This window comes from Chitinophaga vietnamensis (assembly GCF_902167635.1).
Taxonomy (GTDB): Bacteria; Bacteroidota; Bacteroidia; order Chitinophagales; family Chitinophagaceae; genus Chitinophaga; species Chitinophaga vietnamensis.
On record NZ_CABHMS010000001.1, the window covers coordinates 542,452 to 560,220 of the forward strand.

Below are 17,769 nucleotides of genomic sequence, written 5' to 3' on the forward strand. Positions count from 1 at the left end.
TTTATATCGATAATTCAGTTTATCTCATTTTCAGTGTTGCGATGGCAGATACCACGCACATGATGGTAACGATCCAGAAACGCACAGATATCTTGCTCTCGTGGTAACCCAGTTTCTGGTAGTGGTGATGCAGTGGCGACATCTTCAGGATACGCCTGCCTTCACCGTATTTCTTCTTGGTGTATTTAAAGTAAGATACCTGTAACATTACCGACAGCAGCTCTACCAGGAACACGCCGCAGAAGATGGGTATCAGCAGTTCCTTGCGCACGATGAAGGCCAGTGAGGCAATGATGCCGCCCAGTGCCAGCGAGCCGGTATCGCCCATGAACACCTGCGCCGGATAAGCATTGTACCAGAGGAAGCCCACGCAGGCCCCCACAAATGCCGCAATGAATATCGACAGCTCGCCAAGGTTGGGGATATACATCACGTTGAGGTATTCTGCAAACTGGATATTACCGGATACATAGGCGAAGATGCCAAGTCCTACGCCGATGATCGCTGAAACGCCCGTTGCCAGGCCATCCAGGCCATCTGTGATATTGGCCCCGTTGGATACCGCCGTGATGATAAACGTTACGATGAGGATATAGATCACGAACGTATATTTCTCTGCGCCGGGAATCCAGGAGATCAGTTTGGAATAACTGAACTCATGGTTTTTTACGAAGGGGATGGTGGTGATCGGCGTTTTCACATCCACGAAACGGTGCCCGTCTTTAGTGACGCGCTCCGGATGGTTCACCAGCTGCCTTTCATAGGGCGCGAGTTTTTTGGCGCCCACGAGCTCGCGGGATACTACTACATCATTGTTGAAATACAGGGTGGTGCCTACGATGAGGCCCAGTCCTACCTGGCCTACGATCTTGAAACGACCGGCCAGTCCTTCTTTATTTTTCTTGAATACTTTGATATAATCGTCGAGGAAGCCGATGAGGCCCAGCCATACGGTGCTGAGGAGCACTAACCAGATGTATACATTGGCTACCTGTGCGAAAAGCAGGGTAGGTATTACGATGGCAGAAAGTATGATAAGGCCGCCCATGGTAGGAGTGCCCTTCTTGGTGTTTTCACCCTGAAGGCCCAGCTCACGGATGGTTTCACCGATCTGTTTGCGTTGCAGGAATCTGATGATGCGTTTACCCAAAAGCAAAGAGATCACGAGCGACAACAGCAAGGCCATTGTTACCCTGAACGTGATGAACTGGAACATCCCGCCACCGATCACGCTGATCTTAAATTCTGATTTCAGATAATTTAAAAAATAGTATAACATATGTTTTAGTCGTAGCTCTCCAGCGGCCACTATGGCGGGCTGTGAGCTGTTAAGTCATTGAGTTATTAAAATCCGGATGTGGTATTGTTTTTATTTCTCCATCATCTTCATCATCTCCAATACCACTTGTTTATCGTCAAAAGGATGTTTCACGCCTTGTATCTCCTGGTATTTTTCATGGCCTTTGCCTGCCACCAGGATGATATCGTCTTTGCTTGCCAGTGTAACCGCTGTTTTGATCGCCTCTTTACGGTCGGTGATCGATAGCACTCTTTTTTTGAGATGCACGGGGATGCCGGCTTCCATTTCATGGATGATGGCAACGGGATCTTCCGAACGCGGATTATCAGAAGTGAGGATCACACGGTCGCTGTTCTCTGCCGCTACATCGGCCATCACCGGGCGTTTGGCGGTATCTCTGTCGCCGCCGCAACCTACTACGGTGATCACCTGTTCGTTGCCTTTACGCAGGTTTTTGATGGTGGCCAGTACATTTTTCAATGCATCCGGCGTATGTGCGTAATCCACGATCGCGATGATCTGGTCTTTATCGGAAACGATATAGTCGAACCGGCCTTCTGCGCCCTGGATACCGCTGAGCGCCTGTAACACTTCGGATTTATCTTTTCCGAGGAGTACGGCGGCGCCATAAACGGCGAGCAGGTTATAGGCATTGAACTCGCCGATGAGGCGGAAATGTACTTCCGTATCAGCCACGAGCATAATGAGGCCGGTGAGGTTGTTCTCTAATATCTTTCCTTTGAAATCCGCCAGGGTACGGAGGCTGTAGGTGGCCTTCCGGGCTTTGGTATTTTGCAGCATCACGTTGCCTCGTTTGTCGTCGAGGTTGGTGAGGGCAAACGCTGTAGCGGGCAGGTTATCAAAGAACGATTTTTTCACACGGATATACTCGTCGAATGTTTTATGATAGTCGAGATGATCATGTGTGATATTACTGAAGATGCCACCAGCGAATTTCAGTCCGGCAATGCGTTGCTGATGGATGGCATGTGAACTCACTTCCATGAAGGCATAGTTACATCCGTCCGCTACCATCTTTGCCAGGAGGGCATTGAGGTTGATGGGATCGGGAGTGGTATGCGTTGCTGGTATGATGTTGTTGCCGATCTGGTTTTGTACGGTAGACAACAATCCGCAGTGGTAGCCCAGCTGGGTGAACAAACGGAACAGCAGGGTAGCGATGGTGGTTTTGCCATTGGTGCCTGTAACGCCCACCAGTTGCAGATGTTGGGAGGGGTTATCATAGTAGTTGCCTGCCATGATACCGCTGGCGAGTGCGCTGTTGTTCACCTGCACGTAGCAGATATTGGGTTGCAGTTGTTCCGGCAATGTTTCGCAGATGATGGCGGCGGCGCCCTGTGCGATGGCTTTGTCGATATATTGGTGGCCATCTACGTGTACGCCTTTCACGGCAATGAAAGCATCGTCTTTCCCGATCGCTCTGGAATCAATAGCCAATGCGTTCACGGTAATATCGTTATTACCATGAACGGCGATTATGCTTACATTGTACAATATGTCGCGCAGCGTCTTCATCTAGCTCAGTTCTATTACGATAGTTTGTTCATTACTGATTTTAGTCCCTCCGGGGAGCGACTGTGTTTTCACTTTTCCGGCGCCTTTCACTACTACGCGGAGGCCTGCATTTTCGAGCAGGTAGAGGGCATCCTTGAGGCCCATTCCGGTAACGTCGGGTACGGCGCCTTTCGGCTGTGGTACTGACTCGAAGGCGATCTTGCGGTCGGTCACTTTAGCGCTTACCCAGCTGTTGTTGGCTACGTTGCCATTCCAGGGGAGTTGCAGGGTACCGAGGATCTGTTTCCATTCGTTGCCTTTGCCGGTTTTCAATGCGAGCGCGGTATCCAGCTGTACGTTGGCTCGCAAGGGCTGTTGTTTTTCCACGGCCATCGCATAGAGTTTGTCAGCTACTTCGCGGAATACCGGGCCGGCAACGTTAGCGCCGTAAAACCGCAATGCATGCGGTTTGTTTTTGATCACTACCACGCAGGTGTACTGCGGATCATTGGCCGGGAAATAGCCGGCGAATGAGGCCTGGTAGATCTTGTCGGCATAGCCTCTGGCGCCGTTGGCCACGAGGGCGGTACCGGTTTTGCCGGCGAAGGAGTAGGAGTCGGTACGCAATTTTTTAGCGGTACCATCTGTTACTACGCCTGCCAGCATTTGTCTGAGCTGTGCCAGTGTGGTTTTGGAGCAGATGCTGTCCATCACTACAGTGGGCTCAAACTGTTTAACTACCTGGCCATATTCCATGACGGAATTGACGAGGTAGGGCTTCATCATTTTACCGTTGTTTGCCACTGCATTGTACAGCATGCACGTTTGCAGCGGGCTGATAAGCACTTCATACCCGAAAGCCATCCAGGGCAGGGTAGTGGCGCTCCAGGTGCGGGAAGCGGTGGATTTGATCACCGGTCTGCCTTCACCTACGAGGTCGATGCCTGTGTTTTGATCGAGTTTGAGTTTTTTCAGGTGCGCCACAAAGTTGTTGGGCTGCTTGCTGTAGTACTGCATGGCGAGTTTAGCCATGCCTACATTGGAACTCAGCTCGAATGCATGTTTCACGGTCACCAGCTGTGGGCCGGGATGCGGTTCTGAATCGAATACCGTCCTGCGTCCTACCTGCCAGCGGCCATTATCCATGTTCACCATGGTGTTCATGGTGGCGTATTTATCTTCCAGCACGGAGATGACGGTGGCCAGTTTAAAGGTGGAACCGGGTTCACCTACCATCAGTGCATAGTTCATATCTTCCCAATAGTTGCCATCTGGTTGGCGGCCAAGATTGGCGATGGCTTTGATTTTGCCTGTTTTCACTTCCATGAGGATGCAGGTGCCGTGTTCTGCTTCGTTGCCTACCATCATGTTCATGAGGGCATTTTCCACGATATCCTGCATGTTCACATCGATAGTGGTAACGATATCGTGTCCGTTTTCCGGTTCGATATCATAGCCTTCTACAGGAACATAAGTGCCTCCTGCGATGCGTCGCATGAGGCGTTTACCGGTTACCCCTTTCAGGTAATCATTGTAGGTCCTTTCGAGTCCTACGCTCTGCGAGTTTTCGCGGGCGAGGCCGATGGTTCTGTTGGCCAGCAGTTTGAAGGGGTTGATGCGTTTACTTTTTGTTTCCGCGATCATGCCGCCTTTGTTTTTCCCGAGCCGGAACATGGGCAGGGTGCGCAGCTGCTGGTATTCGTTAAAGGGCACATCTCTTTTCAGGAGAAAATAGCGGTCCTTTGTTTTATATCCTTCCTGCAGGAGTTGTTTGTATTCGTTCCTGCTGCGGTCATTGAAAAGCCCTGCCAGTGCGATGGACAGGGAATCAAGATTTTCTTTGAATACTTTCCCGTTTTTGTCGCGCAGGCCGTCGGCGGCGAAATCTATGCGGATGTCGAAATACGGGATGGAGGTCGACAGCATCCTGCCTTCCTCCGAATAGATGGTGCCTCTGTCGGCATCCAGTGCCACATACCGCGTTTGCAGGCTGTCGGCCATGTTACGCCAGTATTGACCTTGTACTTGCTGGATGTAGAATACCTTGATCAGGATGGCGACGCCAAAGAGCGCCATGCCGATCAGGCACAGATACACTCGCCACAATATGTCTTTTTTTACATCCACTTTTTTTATTTAGAAGATACCTGACACTGGCGGCTTTTATATGAGATGCTTGCCATGTGATGAATTTGCCAGCATCCCCGTCCTTCGCTGCAGGATAGGGCGGGCAGCGTCAGGTATCAATGTTATGTTCATTTATCCGTTGCTTGTTTCAGCAAGATCTTTTGCGGCGGGCTGCTGAGTGTTTTGAGTCCCAGCGGTTCTACCGATTTGCTGACTTCACTCATTTTGGAACGGAACATCAGTTCACTTTTCACGTTGATATATTCCCACTTGAGTTCCTTGATCTCTTTACTGAGTTGATTGATGCGCCGGATCTTTTTTTCAGCAAGGTGGCTGTTAGCGATATAGATAAGCGCCAGTACAGAAAGGAAGAGGATATAAGGCATGTTTTGTACGAGCACCCGGTAATTGATGCGTAAACGCCATTCCCTCTTCGGTTCACGGGAGATAATGTTGTCGTCATCGCCCGGCATTTCCTGGTTTTTATCTATAACTTCTTCCTCTGACACGCGCTATGCTTTTAAAAATTTGACTTAATAAATTGATCGCTAAACACAATCAACAATTGAAAGCAAATCACAACAGATGTGTTAGGATAGGATTGGATAGGATGATATCGCCGGTTAAATGCCGGATCATACTTTTTCGGCTACACGGAGTTTTGCGCTTCTTGACCTGCTGTTATTTTTCAGTTCTGCATCACTGGCGGTAACCGGTTTTTTCGTGATTAATCTGAACAATTTAGGGGCTGTTGCCGTACCGAATGGATTGTCGTCCTGTGCTTCCTCGAAACTGCCTGTCTTCATAAAGTTCTTTACCATTCTGTCTTCCAGCGAGTGGAAGGTGATGATGGCGAGCCGGCCTCCGGGTTTCAGTACCTGTGCGCTTTGTGACAATAATTCTTTCAGTGCGCCCAGTTCATCGTTAACGGCTATACGTAAAGCCTGGAATACTTGCGCCAGGTATTTTTGCGGGTTGCCTTTTACGATGGGCTGTATCACGGATTTAAACTCCGTGATGGTACGCATGGGGTGTGTTTTTCTTTGCTTCACAATTGTTTGCGCCAATGTTCTGGCATTGGTGACTTCACCATATTCCTGGAAGATCAGTTGTAACCTTGCTTCCGACCAGGTGGCCAGGATTTGTGCGGCGGTAAATTCACTTCTGGTGTCCATCCGCATATCCAGGTCGCCGTCGAAGCGGATACTGAATCCTCTTTCGGCCGTATCAAACTGGTGCGATGAAACGCCCAGATCGGCCAGTATTCCGTCTACCTGATCTGCTTTATGTAATTTGAGAAAGCGTTGCAGGTGCCTGAAATTTTGTTGTACAAATGTTACGCGCTCGTCGGTAATGCGGTTGCGGTAAGCATCTTCGTCCTGATCAAATACTATCAGTTTTCCTTTTTCACCCAGTTTTTCCAGGATGGCTCTCGAATGTCCGCCGCCTCCGAACGTGGCGTCTACATAGGTCCCTTCCGGGCGGATATGCAAAAGCTCCGTTGTTTCCTGCAGCAGAACGGGTAAGTGGTATTGCTGTTCGCCCATATGCCACAGTTTAAATTATCATGTTGTTATCTCCTCCGCCCATTACCTGTTGAGCCAGATCGCTGAAGGCTCCTGGTGAGAAATTTTCAAAGAACTCCTGGTATTTACCTTTATCCCAGATCTCGATTTTATTGGATGCTGCTGCCAGCACGATATCTTTTTCCATATTGGCGTAAGACAACAGGTTTTTCGGTACCAGCAGTCTTCCTGCACTATCTAATTCCAGTATGGTGGCCCCGTTGAGGAAGTAACGCCTGAATTCTCTTACCTTCGGATCAAAATCATTCAGCTTGCTGATACGCTCAAAAATGGGTTGCCACTCGTTCATCGGATACAGGGACAAACATTTCTCAAATCCACGGTTGATCACAAACTGTCCCCCGGCACTCTCCGATAACTGCTTCTTGAATCCGGCAGGTAACAGAAAGCGCCCTTTTGCGTCCAGCGTTGCTTCATATTCACCGAGAAAACCAGTCATACCATGGGGCAAAAGTCCTTGAAATCCATTTTCTAACACAAAATAACACTTTTTCCCACTTTTTAACGAAAAAATACTTTATAAATTTTTTCCACAGAAAAGAATGCCCTTATATATTGACTTTCACCTGGCTTTATTCACTTGTCGTGTGTATATCTTGTTAATATATGTGGATAATGTGTTGATATAAGTTGAAATAGTGTTTATAACCCTTGGGCACAGCCGCCGGGCTACCACGACCGCAACGCATGCTGGTGGGAATTTTTTACGCGGATCGCCTTACGTGTGTATAAATATTTTAATTTGTCTACTGGCTTTATACTGGCTTTATACTGCCTTGAAACCGGCTTTATCCCGGGAGTATCCCTTTTTGTCGACTTAATTGCCTCTTTTACAAAATTTTAACAGCTACGAAAAACTTCCGGCCTTACATTTACATTTAATTCTTAATTTTGCCACTCTTTTATGCGGAAATTTTTATTGTACATCAGTGCCCTTATGCTGATCATCGCCACCTCCTGTAACAACGAACTCAGAAGGATCGAGAAAAGCAACAACTTTGAAAAGAAGCTGGCATATGCCGATAAGTTGTATCAAAAGAAAAAATACAACACGGCCCAGCAGCTTTATACTGACCTGTTGCAGGTATACAAGGGTACCGATAAATTCGAAGGACTTTACTACAATTACGCATATTGCTCCTACTATGTGAAGGACTATGTTCAGGCAGCTTTCCATTTCAAGAACTACCTCGACATCTTCCCCAACAGCCCCCGCGCCGTGGAGATAGACTACATGCAGGCTTATTGCTATTATAAACAATCGCCCAAAGTATCGCTCGATCAAAGCAATACCATCAAAGCGATTGCCGCCATGCAAACCTTCATCAACAACTATCCCCAGGCAGAAAAAGTAGCCGAAGCCAACCTCGTAATCGAGTTGTGCCGCCGCAAACTGGAGAAAAAAGAATTTAACGCCGCAGAACTGTACTACAACCTGGGCTATTATAAAGCCGCCGGTATTGCCTTCAAGAACCTGATGCGCAATTACCCCGACTCCGACAAGAGCGACGGATACAAAATGATGGCCATCAGGGCGTATTACAACTATGCGAAAAACAGCATCCCGGATAAACAAAAAGAACGCTACGAAACGGTATTGACCGAATACCTCGACTTCGCAGACCACTATCCGTCCAGCAAATTGAAGCCGGATGCCGAAAAATTTTATACCTTAGCACAAAACAATATAAAATCACTGGAAAATGAGCAAAATAAAGCGAAGTCTAACCAGTAGCCTTAATCCCTGGGTAGAAACTAAAAATACTACCGATATTAAGAACAGAACTGGTAATTTATATGAGTCTATTGCCGTGATAGCCAAACGCGCCAATCAGATCAATATTTCCGTGAAAGAGGAGCTCCATTCCAAGCTGGAAGAGTTTGCCAGCCATACCGACAACCTCGAGGAAGTTCACGAAAATAAAGAGCAGATAGAGATCTCCCGCTTCTACGAAAGAATGGCGAACCCTGCTATCCAGGCCACACAGGAATTCCTGGATAACAAGATCTACTTCCGCAAAAACGACGATGATCTATTTAGTTGATGATCTATTCAGGTAATTTGGGGATGTAAGAATGTGAGAATTTAGAGATTGAGGGATTTATCAAATCAACAAATCCAAAAATCCCAAAATCCCAAAATCCGTAAATTCAAAAATCCATAAATCAAATAACAAAATCTCCAAATAACCAAATAAATAAATAATTTCATGGCGGCAGAATAAATTTCTGCCGCTTTTGTTTTTATATATGTCCATGGACAATACCAAGATGTTACAAGGAAAGAAAATCCTGCTCGGCGTATCTGGCAGCATCGCCGCATACAAGGCCGCTACACTTACCCGCCTGCTGGTAAAAGAAGGCGCTATCGTGAAAGTAGTGATGACAGCCGCCGCAGCGGATTTTATCACCCCGCTCACCCTGGCTACCCTCTCCAAAAATGAAGTGCCGCTCAACATCAGCGATCATAACAGCTGGAATAACCACGTGGCTTTAGGCCGCTGGGCCGATGTGATGCTCATCGCACCAGCATCTGCCAATACCCTGGCCAAGATGGCCAATGGGCTGTGCGACAATCTCCTGCTGGCCTGCTATCTCTCCGCTGCCTGCCCGGTGCTTTTTGCACCTGCTATGGATGAGGATATGTGGCATCATCCCGCTACCCGCGGCAACATAGAAAAACTGCTAGCCTATGGCCATCATCAGATACCGGTAGCTACCGGCGAACTGGCCTCCGGCCTGTTCGGCGAAGGCCGCATGGCAGAGCCGGAGGCCATCGTAGCCTACCTGCGCCATCATTTCAGCACCGCCGCCGGCGCGCCCAAACCACTGCATGGTAAGATGGCCGTAGTCACCGCCGGACCTACCATTGAGCATATCGACCCGGTACGTTATATCACCAACCACTCCAGCGGTAAAATGGGTATCGCCGTAGCAGAAGCGCTGGCCGACGCCGGCGCGCAAGTGAAGCTGATACTGGGGCCTACAAACCTCAGCACTTCCCATACCGGCATCGAGATCACGCATGTACAATCCGCAGCCGATATGTTCAATGCCGTGATCGCCGCCTATCCGCTGTCGGATATCGTGGTGGCCGCCGCTGCTGTAGCGGATTACCGCCCGGTAGAAGTGGCCGATAAAAAGATCAAGAAAGGCGAAGCACAGCTGAACATCGCGCTGGAAAAAACACATGATATCCTGCGCACGCTGGGCAATAACAAAGGGCCGCAGCAAATGCTGGTAGGCTTCTCCCTGGAAACCAACAACGAAAAGGAATATGCGTTGAAGAAACTGCGCGAAAAGCATCTCGATCTCATCGTGATGAACTCACTCGCTGATGCCGGCGCCGGCTTCAACTACGATACCAACAAGATCACCTTGTTCGACCGGAAAGGCCGGGAGCGCAGCTTCCCGCTGAAATCCAAACAAGAGGTGGCACAGGACATTGTTTCCGCTATAATTGAACTGCAACATGCATAAACATTTTTCCGCTGTGGCGCTGTTTGTCGCCACACTGATATCCCTGGCAACCCGCCCTGCGCAAGCGCAGGAGATCCGCGCCAATATTACCGTGGTGGCCAACCAGATCACCGGTGTGGACAAAAAAGTGTTCACCACGCTGCAAAGCGCGCTCAAGGAATTTGTGAATAACCGCCACTGGAGCGATGATGCCTACACGCCGGCGGAAAGGATAGAATGTAATTTCATGCTCAACGTGACCGCGGAAACCGGCTCCAACAGCTATCGCGCCACCCTTACTATACAAGCGACAAGGCCGGTGTACAATGCCAGCTACGTGACCAGCCTGCTCAATACGCAGGACAATAACGTCGTGTTCCGTTATGCAGAATTTCAGCCGCTGGAATTCAGCGATACGCGCGTAACGGGCAATGATCCGCTGGCTTCCAATCTCACCGCGGTAATGGCCTATTATGTGTATGTGATCCTCGGCCTGGATGCGGATTCCTTCTCTCCCCGCGGCGGCGATGCCTTCTTCAAAAAAGCGCTCAACATCGTCAATAATGCGCCGGATGGCAAGGATATCGGCGGCTGGAAAGCCTTTGAAGGCCAGCGTAACCGCTACTGGCTCACCGATAATCTCCTCAATGTGAAGTTCAGCAGCTTCCATGATGTGATGTATCAATACCATCGTCAGGGCCTCGATATCATGTATGACGATATGAACAAAGGCCGCTCGAATATCATGAACTGCCTTAATCTCCTGTACGGCATCCATCAGGATATTCCCAACTCCATGTTGCTGCAAACTTTTTACAATGCCAAATCAGATGAGCTGTTGAAAATATTTTCCAAGGCCATGCCGCAGGAAAAGACGCGCGCTGCAGAACTGCTGGCGCAGATGGATGTGCCCAATGCACAGAAATATCAGCAGCTGAGATAATCACCGCGTGTTATAATCTCGGTAAATGTTGATAGTTTTACGCTTTGGCGTGAGCCGTTTTATAAAAGAAAGATGAAGTATATACAAAAGCTCAGTATGATTGCCGGAATGGCGCTGCTCTTCGCTTGCGGTGATGGCGACAAGGTGCCCAAAGGCATCATTCCCCAGGACGAGATGAGCAAAATTTTGAGAGATATGTCGCTGGCAGATGCCTATGGAAATGATATGAGCGTGGCCAATGCACCTCTCACTGATTCGGCGCGCCAGCAACGTGTGAAGATACTGGCCCGGCAGGTGCTGGACCTGCACGGCGTAAGCGTTTCCGGGTTTATGAAGAGTTACCAGTATTATGAAGCGCATGCAGATAAATACCAGGATGTGATGAATAAAGTACAGGCAGATATAACCGCGCGCAAGAACAAGTTGCCCGACCTGATGGAAGAGAATGCGCCCTTACAACACCGCCTGCGTATCATTTTCCCTTATGCAGAAAAAGTAATGCTGCTGCCGAAAGGCGATACCCTGAAGCCTTTCATCAAGCATCAGCAGTAATCATAAAACACCAAAACATGAACAAAGTAGTAGCAAATGCAGATGAGGCCATACAGGATATCAAGGATGGCGCTGTGCTCATGCTGGGCGGATTTGGTTTGTGTGGTATCCCTGAAAACTGTATCTCGGCGCTGGTGCGCAAAGGCGTGAAAGCGCTCACCTGTATCTCCAACAATGCAGGGGTAGATGATTTCGGCCTGGGCCTCTTGCTGAAAACAAGGCAGATCAAAAAGATGATGTCGTCGTATGTAGGCGAAAATGCTGAATTTGAAAGGCAGCTGCTGGCCGGAGAACTGGAAGTGGACCTCATTCCGCAGGGCACCCTGGCCACGCGCATCCAGATGGCAGGCATGGGTATTCCCGCATTTTTTACGCCGGCGGGTTATGGCACCGAGATCGCAGAAGGCAAGGAAGTACGCGCCTTCAACGGCAAGCAATACCTGATGGAAATGGCGCTGCACGCGGATTACGCTATCGTAAAAGCCTGGAAAGGCGATACCATGGGCAACCTGGTGTTTTGCAAAACCACCCGCAATTTCAGTACTTCCATGGCTAAAGCCGGCAACATCACCATTGCCGAAGTAGAGCACCTCGTACAGCCTGGTGAGCTGGACCCTGATCAGATCCATATTCCGGGCATCTATGTGCACCGCATCTTCCAGGGCCGCGATTATGAAAAACGGATAGAACGAAAAACTGTAAAGATCTAGGAAGATCATCTCCACGTTCATCTTCTCTATTCTATTATCTGCAAAACTCAAATCTGATATTATGCCCCTCGATAAATATGGCATCGCCAAGAGAATAGCACAAGAGCTGCGGGACGGTATGTATGTAAACCTTGGCATCGGTATTCCCACGCTGGTTTCCAACTACATCCCCGCAGGTATTTCTATCATGTTGCAATCAGAAAATGGTATGCTCGGCATGGGCCCGTATCCGGCGGAAGAAGATATGGACGCGGACCTCATCAATGCCGGCAAGGAAACGGTTACCTTGCTGCCCGGCGGCAGCTTCTTCGATTCTGCCGAGAGCTTCGGTATGATACGTGCCGGTAAGGTAGACCTCACCGTACTTGGCGCTATGGAAGTATCCGATAAAGGCGATATCGCCAACTGGAAAATTCCCGGCAAAATGGTGAAAGGCATGGGCGGCGCGATGGACCTGGTAGCATCTGCCAAGCATATCATCGTGGCGATGATGCACACTAATCCAAAAGGAGAAAGCAAACTGTTACCTGCCTGTACATTACCACTCACCGGTGTGAACTGCGTGAAAAAAATTGTAACAGAACTCGCTGTGCTGGATGTAACCGCAGATGGTTTCAAACTGCTGGAACGCGCGCCCGGCGTGAGTGTGGAGGAGATCAAGTCCAAAACGGCCGGTAAGCTGGTGGTGGAAGGAGAGATTCCGGAGATGAAGATATAGTATAACGTGAATGGGTATACGAAAATAATTTCCGATTTAGTTAATCCCTTATTTGAATATTTTTTTTCAGTAAGATGTTCAGGCAGAAGATCGATAAAAAACCAATATTACGGGATCGCTAAATCGGAAATTATGGGTAACTTACAACTTGTTAAAAGTGTCCGAAGTGCAAGTTGGTTATCTTTGTTATAACGGTAAATACATACCTGGAGGTGATCCTATTTTTACGGCCGACAACCGTTCGTTCCGCTACGGAGATGGATGTTTTGAAACGCTGAAGGTGTACCAGGGAACTGTACTGTTCGCAGACCTTCATTTTGAGCGCTTACTGGCCAGTCTGCACCTCCTGCATTTTGATATCCCCACTTATTTCACCAAAGATTTTTTTGTAAAGGCCATCCTTGATCTCTGCCATAAGAATAATGTGGCGGCACTGGCCAGGGTACGCTTCGCTGTGTTCCGCTCTGATGGCGGGTTATACGACCCCGTCAATAATCTTCCCAATTATGTGATACAATCCTGGGAACTGGGTAAATCCGTATTGGAACTGAATGAAACAGGGCTGGTAGTAGATGTGTACCCGGATGTGCATAAAAGTTGCGACAAGCTCTCTTCCATTAAGTCCAACAATTGCCTGCCTTATGTGATGGCAGCCATGTATGCGCGTCAGCACCGCCTTAACGAGGCGATATTGCTGAACCAGTATGGCCGCGTGGCAGATAGCACCATTGCGAATGTATTTGTGGTACATCACAAGCAGATATATACGCCGCCGCTCACAGAAGGCGGTGTTTGCGGTGTGATGCGCAAGCATCTCCTGCAAACTGAGTTGCCTTTCAAGATAACAGAAAAACCACTCACGATAGAAGACCTGGAAACAGCGGATGAGGTGTTCCTCACCAATGCGATCTACGGCCTGCGCTGGGTGGGCGTTTTCCGTGATACCAGCTACGGTAACGCTACCGCGGCGATCCTGCACGAAATATTATATGAAGCCACCTTGTAGTGGTAAATAAGAAACAACACGGGCCACACAGCGTGTGGCCCGTGTTGTTTCTTATTTACGTAGCTGCTCTGCCGCCGCCATCAGGGCGTCAACGGCTGCCTTGCCTTCCTGGCCCAGGTCAAGGCTGAAATCATTTACATACAGATCGATATGTTGCCGCATCACCTGTTCATCCATTTCCTGTGCATGTGATTTCACATAATCAGAAAGTTGCGGATAATGCTGATAGGCGTGTTGCAGGCTGTCGTGGATCAATGTATCCAGCTGGGCGCGGGTTTCGGCGGGAACATCCTTACGGATGAAGATGCCGCCGAGTGGTATCGGGTTGCCGGTGGTGCGTTCCCAGTATTCGCCCATGTCCATCAATTTCACGAGACCTTTGAGTTGATAGGTGAAACGGTTTTCGTGTATGATCACGCCGGCATCTACATCGCCATTGAGTACGGCGTTTTCGATTTCGGAGAAGAGCATCACCTGCTTGTTTTTTGCTTCCGGAAAAGCGATGGAGAAGAGGAGATTGGCGGTAGTATTTTCGCCGGGGATGGCGATGCGGAGGTTTTTAATCTCTTCCAGCGGAATATCTTTTCTGGCGATGAGCAGTGGGCCGCAGCCGCGGCCCAGGGCGCTGCCGCTGTTGAGCAGATCGTACTGATCTTTTACTTTCAGGTATACGGCGAAGCTCAGTTTAGTGATAGCCAGTTTGCCCTGTAATGCCCAGTTGTTCAGTGTTTCCACGTCTTCCAGCTGGGTGTCGAAGCTAAAGCCTTTCGTATCGACCTTGTTATTGACCATAGCGTCGAAGATGAAGGTATCGTTCGGGCATGGTGAGAAACCGAGTGAAAATTGCATATGCTAAAGTTTTTTATGTGCGGTAGAGACGCGTGCAGTCAGTGTTTCCACGGTTTGCACGAGCGTTTCGTTGAGTGATTTCACGGCCAGGGGTATCTTCCATTTGCTTTTGTCGCGGATCTCCACATAATTGGAGAGGCTGCGCAATTGCAGGAATGGCACCTGTTCCATGAGGCAGGCATAATGAAAGGCGGCGCCTTCCATGCTTTCTACGTCGGGCCGGTATTTATGTTCCAGCCGTGCGATGGTGGCGGCGCTGCCGCTGACCATATTCACGCTCACACTGGTTGTTTTTTGCAAGTGTGGCAGGAAAGGCAGGCCGGCAAAGGAGTTCACCAGGGCGTCGTTGGTGAAGGGCGGTTGTGAGGGCTGCCAGAGCTGTATATCAAATAAATCTTTAAACTGATGGTTGTCTTCCGCGCCGAGGTCGGCCAGGTACTCCTTTTCCACCATCACTACGCTGCCTAGTTCCCAATGGTGGCCGAAGCAGCCGCCGATGCCCGCCTGCAGGGCGATTTCAGGGCGATGGGCCGCCAGGTAGCGCCCCAGGCTGAAGGCGGTGTGCATCATGCCGATACCGGCAATAAGGATATCGATCTCACAATGGGCGATCCGGAAACGCTGTGCTGATACGGGTTGGCTTTCGTGGGCCAGCCACTGTAAAAATGGCTGGATTTCCAGTGTGGTAGCCGCAGTAACCAAGATTTTCATGGCGTGAAATTACATCAAAATTGATTGCTGCCCGTGTAAAACAATTGACAGGAAAAACGGGAAATTGGATTGGGTCGCAGAATAGTGGTATTTTTGCCGAAAATTTTTTGCAATAATGATTTATTTAACGCGAGTTGAGAACTTCAATGCAGCGCATAAGTTGTCCAACCCGAACTGGAGCAAAGAAAAGAACGAAGAGGTATTTGGAAAATGTGCCAATGATAACTGGCATGGTCATAATTACGAACTGCACGTTACCATCAAAGGTAATCCCGATCCTGAAACGGGCTTTGTATTCAATGCCAAAACATTAGGTGTGATCATCAAAGATGTGATCATTGAAAAGATAGACCACCGCAACCTCAACCTGGATGTGGATTTCATGGCAGGCAAATTTACCTCTGCCGAAAATCTCGCCATCGCCATCTCGGATGAATTAACCAAACATCTCCCCGCAGACGTGCAATTACATTGTATCAAGCTGTATGAAACACCGCGCATATACGTAGAGTATTACGGCGGTAAATAAACACCAGCGGCGGTGCAGCGCCCTGATAACCTGATTTAATTTATAAAATCATATTAGGATGGCGTATAACAAGATTGAAAGTTATGACGAGAAGACCACGCAGGGTCTGATCGCGAATTACAAGGAATGCCTGGAATTGTTGGGAGAAGACAGTGAGCGGGAAGGCTTGTTGAAAACCCCGGAGCGGATGGCAAAGGCCATGCAATTCCTCACGCAGGGCTACCAGCAGGATGCCAAAGCCATTCTTCAAGGCGCTAAATTTACAGAGGCTTACAGCGAAATGGTGATCGTGAAAGATATAGAACTTTATTCTATGTGTGAGCACCATATGCTGCCATTCTTCGGGAAAGCCCATGTGGCCTATATTCCCAACGGTTATATCACAGGCTTGAGCAAGATTGCACGTGTGGTGGATGTATTTGCCCGCCGCCTGCAGGTACAGGAGCGTCTGACGCACCAGATCGTAGATGCCATCCAGGAAACATTGGAACCGGAAGGCGTAGCGGTAGTGATAGAAGCGCAGCACCTTTGCATGATGATGCGGGGCGTACAGAAACAGAACTCCATCACCACCACTTCCGCTTTCAGCGGGCAGTTCAGCGATGGCCGCACCCGTGCCGAGTTCCTCAAACTCATCAGCAAATAATTATAGTTTACACGCAGATCAGCCCTTGCAGTGCTTTCAGCGCTGCAAGGGCTTTTTTCCAGCTAATTAGTATATTTGAAATATTTTTTATTTGATACCAACATTACAACTATAACCAAAATGAAGCATGCTTACGTATTCCCCGGACAAGGATCCCAGTTCCCGGGTATGGGCAAAAACCTGTATGAGACCAATCCTGAAGCAAAGGCGCTGTTTGAGAAAGCCAACGAGATCTTAGGTTTCCGCATTTCTGATATCATGTTCACCGGTACGGATGAAGACCTGAAGCAGACGAAAGTAACGCAGCCGGCGGTGTTCCTGCATGCCGTGATCGCATTTCTCTGCACGGAGCACTCACAACCTGAAATGGTGGCGGGCCATTCCCTGGGCGAGTTTTCCGCGCTGGTGGCCAATGGCAGCCTGTCTTTCGAAGAGGCTTTGCGCCTGGTAGCTATCAGGGCGAATGCCATGCAGAAGGCCTGTGAGCTGCAACCCTCTACCATGGCGGCTGTGCTGGCACTGGATGATGCGAAGGTAGAAGAGATCTGTGCCGCTGTTACCGCCGAAACCGGCGAGATCGTAGTGCCTGCGAACTATAACTGTCCTGGCCAGCTGGTGATCTCCGGCACGGTTAAAGGTGTGGAAATCGCTTGCGAGCGCATGAAAGCCGCTGGCGCCAAAAGAGCCATGGTACTGCCTGTAGGCGGCGCCTTCCACTCTCCGCTGATGGCTCCTGCCAAAGAAGAGCTGAAAGCCGCTATCGAAAAAGCTACTTTCAATACTCCTAAATGCCCTGTATACCAGAACGTAGCCGCTGCGGCGGTGACCGAGCCCGCGCAGATCAAACAAAACCTGATCGATCAACTTACCGGCGCTGTAAAATGGACACAGTCCGTACAGGCCATGATCGCAGACGGTGGCCACGAGTTCACGGAAGTAGGCCCTGGTAAAGTATTACAGGGACTTGTACAAAAGATCAACAAAGAAACCGTAGTGAACGGCATCAGCTAGATATTTGAGGATTTTTTGATTTACGAATTTTTTGATTTACGGATTTCTTGATTTATGGCGGACTTCAGATTTGCCATAAATCCAGAAATCCGTAAATCAAAAAATTC

19 protein-coding genes are annotated in these 17,769 nt (G+C 49.0%); 11 read left to right on the forward strand and 8 right to left on the reverse strand.

What is annotated here, in order from left to right; genetic code table 11:
• Positions 1-19 precede the first annotated feature (19 nt).
• The 6 genes from mraY to mraZ all read right to left on the reverse strand — a co-directional run bounded on the left by mraY (position 20) and on the right by mraZ (position 6,967).
• On the reverse strand, positions 20-1,279 hold the full coding sequence (mraY, locus tag FPG75_RS02315) for a phospho-N-acetylmuramoyl-pentapeptide-transferase (RefSeq protein ID WP_143304944.1): 1,260 nt from the start codon (positions 1,277-1,279) through the stop codon (positions 20-22).
• A gap of 90 nt (positions 1,280-1,369) precedes the next feature.
• A complete protein-coding gene (locus FPG75_RS02320) occupies positions 1,370-2,836 on the reverse strand; it encodes a UDP-N-acetylmuramoyl-L-alanyl-D-glutamate--2,6-diaminopimelate ligase (protein ID WP_143304945.1) in 1,467 nt (488 codons plus the stop codon).
• A complete protein-coding gene (locus FPG75_RS02325; protein ID WP_236652905.1) occupies positions 2,837-4,912 on the reverse strand; it encodes a penicillin-binding protein in 2,076 nt (691 codons plus the stop codon).
• Positions 4,913-5,070: 158 nt separating this feature from the next.
• Entirely contained in the window at positions 5,071-5,451 is a 381-nt protein-coding gene (locus FPG75_RS02330) for an FtsL-like putative cell division protein (RefSeq protein WP_143304947.1), read from the reverse strand.
• Positions 5,452-5,577: 126 nt separating this feature from the next.
• Positions 5,578-6,489: a 16S rRNA (cytosine(1402)-N(4))-methyltransferase RsmH gene (gene rsmH / locus FPG75_RS02335; RefSeq protein ID WP_143304948.1), complete on the reverse strand. Its 912-nt coding sequence runs from the start codon at positions 6,487-6,489 to the stop codon at positions 5,578-5,580.
• Positions 6,490-6,499: 10 nt separating this feature from the next.
• A complete protein-coding gene (gene mraZ, locus FPG75_RS02340) occupies positions 6,500-6,967 on the reverse strand; it encodes a division/cell wall cluster transcriptional repressor MraZ (protein ID WP_143304949.1) in 468 nt (155 codons plus the stop codon).
• Between the two features lie 465 nt (positions 6,968-7,432).
• Between mraZ and FPG75_RS02345 the strand changes: the two genes are divergently transcribed.
• The 8 genes from FPG75_RS02345 to FPG75_RS02380 all read left to right on the forward strand — a co-directional run bounded on the left by FPG75_RS02345 (position 7,433) and on the right by FPG75_RS02380 (position 13,916).
• A complete protein-coding gene (locus FPG75_RS02345) occupies positions 7,433-8,263 on the forward strand; it encodes an outer membrane protein assembly factor BamD (RefSeq protein WP_143304950.1) in 831 nt (276 codons plus the stop codon).
• Entirely contained in the window at positions 8,232-8,573 is a 342-nt protein-coding gene (locus tag FPG75_RS02350) for a DNA-directed RNA polymerase subunit omega (protein ID WP_111595172.1), read from the forward strand. The genes FPG75_RS02345 and FPG75_RS02350 overlap by 32 nt, the downstream gene beginning before the upstream one ends.
• Before the next feature lie 211 nt (positions 8,574-8,784).
• Positions 8,785-10,008: a bifunctional phosphopantothenoylcysteine decarboxylase/phosphopantothenate--cysteine ligase CoaBC gene (coaBC, locus tag FPG75_RS02355; protein ID WP_236652704.1), complete on the forward strand. Its 1,224-nt coding sequence runs from the start codon at positions 8,785-8,787 to the stop codon at positions 10,006-10,008.
• Entirely contained in the window at positions 10,001-10,930 is a 930-nt protein-coding gene (porD, locus tag FPG75_RS02360) for a type IX secretion system protein PorD (protein WP_143304951.1), read from the forward strand. Before coaBC ends, porD begins: the two co-directional genes overlap by 8 nt.
• A gap of 72 nt (positions 10,931-11,002) precedes the next feature.
• The gene (locus tag FPG75_RS02365) at positions 11,003-11,482 is read left to right on the forward strand and encodes a DUF4296 domain-containing protein (protein WP_143304952.1); all 480 of its coding nucleotides are present in this window, start codon (positions 11,003-11,005) and stop codon (positions 11,480-11,482) included.
• Positions 11,483-11,499: 17 nt separating this feature from the next.
• Complete coding sequence (locus FPG75_RS02370; RefSeq protein WP_143304953.1) at positions 11,500-12,192, forward strand: CoA transferase subunit A; 693 nt, start codon at positions 11,500-11,502, stop codon at positions 12,190-12,192.
• Positions 12,193-12,253: 61 nt separating this feature from the next.
• Positions 12,254-12,910 carry a 3-oxoacid CoA-transferase subunit B gene (locus tag FPG75_RS02375; RefSeq protein WP_143304954.1) on the forward strand — a complete coding sequence of 219 codons (657 nt, stop codon included), beginning with the start codon at positions 12,254-12,256 and terminating at the stop codon, positions 12,908-12,910.
• Between the two features lie 157 nt (positions 12,911-13,067).
• Positions 13,068-13,916 carry an aminotransferase class IV gene (locus FPG75_RS02380; RefSeq protein ID WP_161596634.1) on the forward strand — a complete coding sequence of 283 codons (849 nt, stop codon included), beginning with the start codon at positions 13,068-13,070 and terminating at the stop codon, positions 13,914-13,916.
• A 51-nt stretch (positions 13,917-13,967) separates the two neighbouring features.
• Here the strand turns inward: FPG75_RS02380 and FPG75_RS02385 are convergent, their stop codons facing one another.
• Together FPG75_RS02385 and mqnB are read right to left on the reverse strand one after the other, a co-directional pair.
• Positions 13,968-14,765 (reverse strand): 1,4-dihydroxy-6-naphthoate synthase, encoded by a 798-nt coding sequence (locus FPG75_RS02385; protein WP_143304956.1) that lies wholly within the window; start codon positions 14,763-14,765, stop codon positions 13,968-13,970.
• Positions 14,766-14,768: 3 nt separating this feature from the next.
• On the reverse strand, positions 14,769-15,476 hold the full coding sequence (mqnB, locus tag FPG75_RS02390; RefSeq protein WP_143304957.1) for a futalosine hydrolase: 708 nt from the start codon (positions 15,474-15,476) through the stop codon (positions 14,769-14,771).
• Positions 15,477-15,591: 115 nt separating this feature from the next.
• Here mqnB and FPG75_RS02395 point away from each other — a divergent pair, with 115 nt between their 5' ends.
• The 3 genes from FPG75_RS02395 to fabD all read left to right on the forward strand — a co-directional run bounded on the left by FPG75_RS02395 (position 15,592) and on the right by fabD (position 17,662).
• Positions 15,592-16,005, forward strand: coding sequence for a 6-pyruvoyl trahydropterin synthase family protein (locus FPG75_RS02395; protein WP_143304958.1), 414 nt, complete (start codon positions 15,592-15,594; stop codon positions 16,003-16,005).
• 58 nt (positions 16,006-16,063) lie between these two features.
• Complete coding sequence (folE, locus tag FPG75_RS02400) at positions 16,064-16,651, forward strand: GTP cyclohydrolase I FolE (RefSeq protein WP_143304959.1); 588 nt, start codon at positions 16,064-16,066, stop codon at positions 16,649-16,651.
• A 120-nt stretch (positions 16,652-16,771) separates the two neighbouring features.
• On the forward strand, positions 16,772-17,662 hold the full coding sequence (gene fabD, locus FPG75_RS02405; RefSeq protein ID WP_143304960.1) for an ACP S-malonyltransferase: 891 nt from the start codon (positions 16,772-16,774) through the stop codon (positions 17,660-17,662).
• The last annotated feature ends 107 nt before the right edge of the window (positions 17,663-17,769 follow it).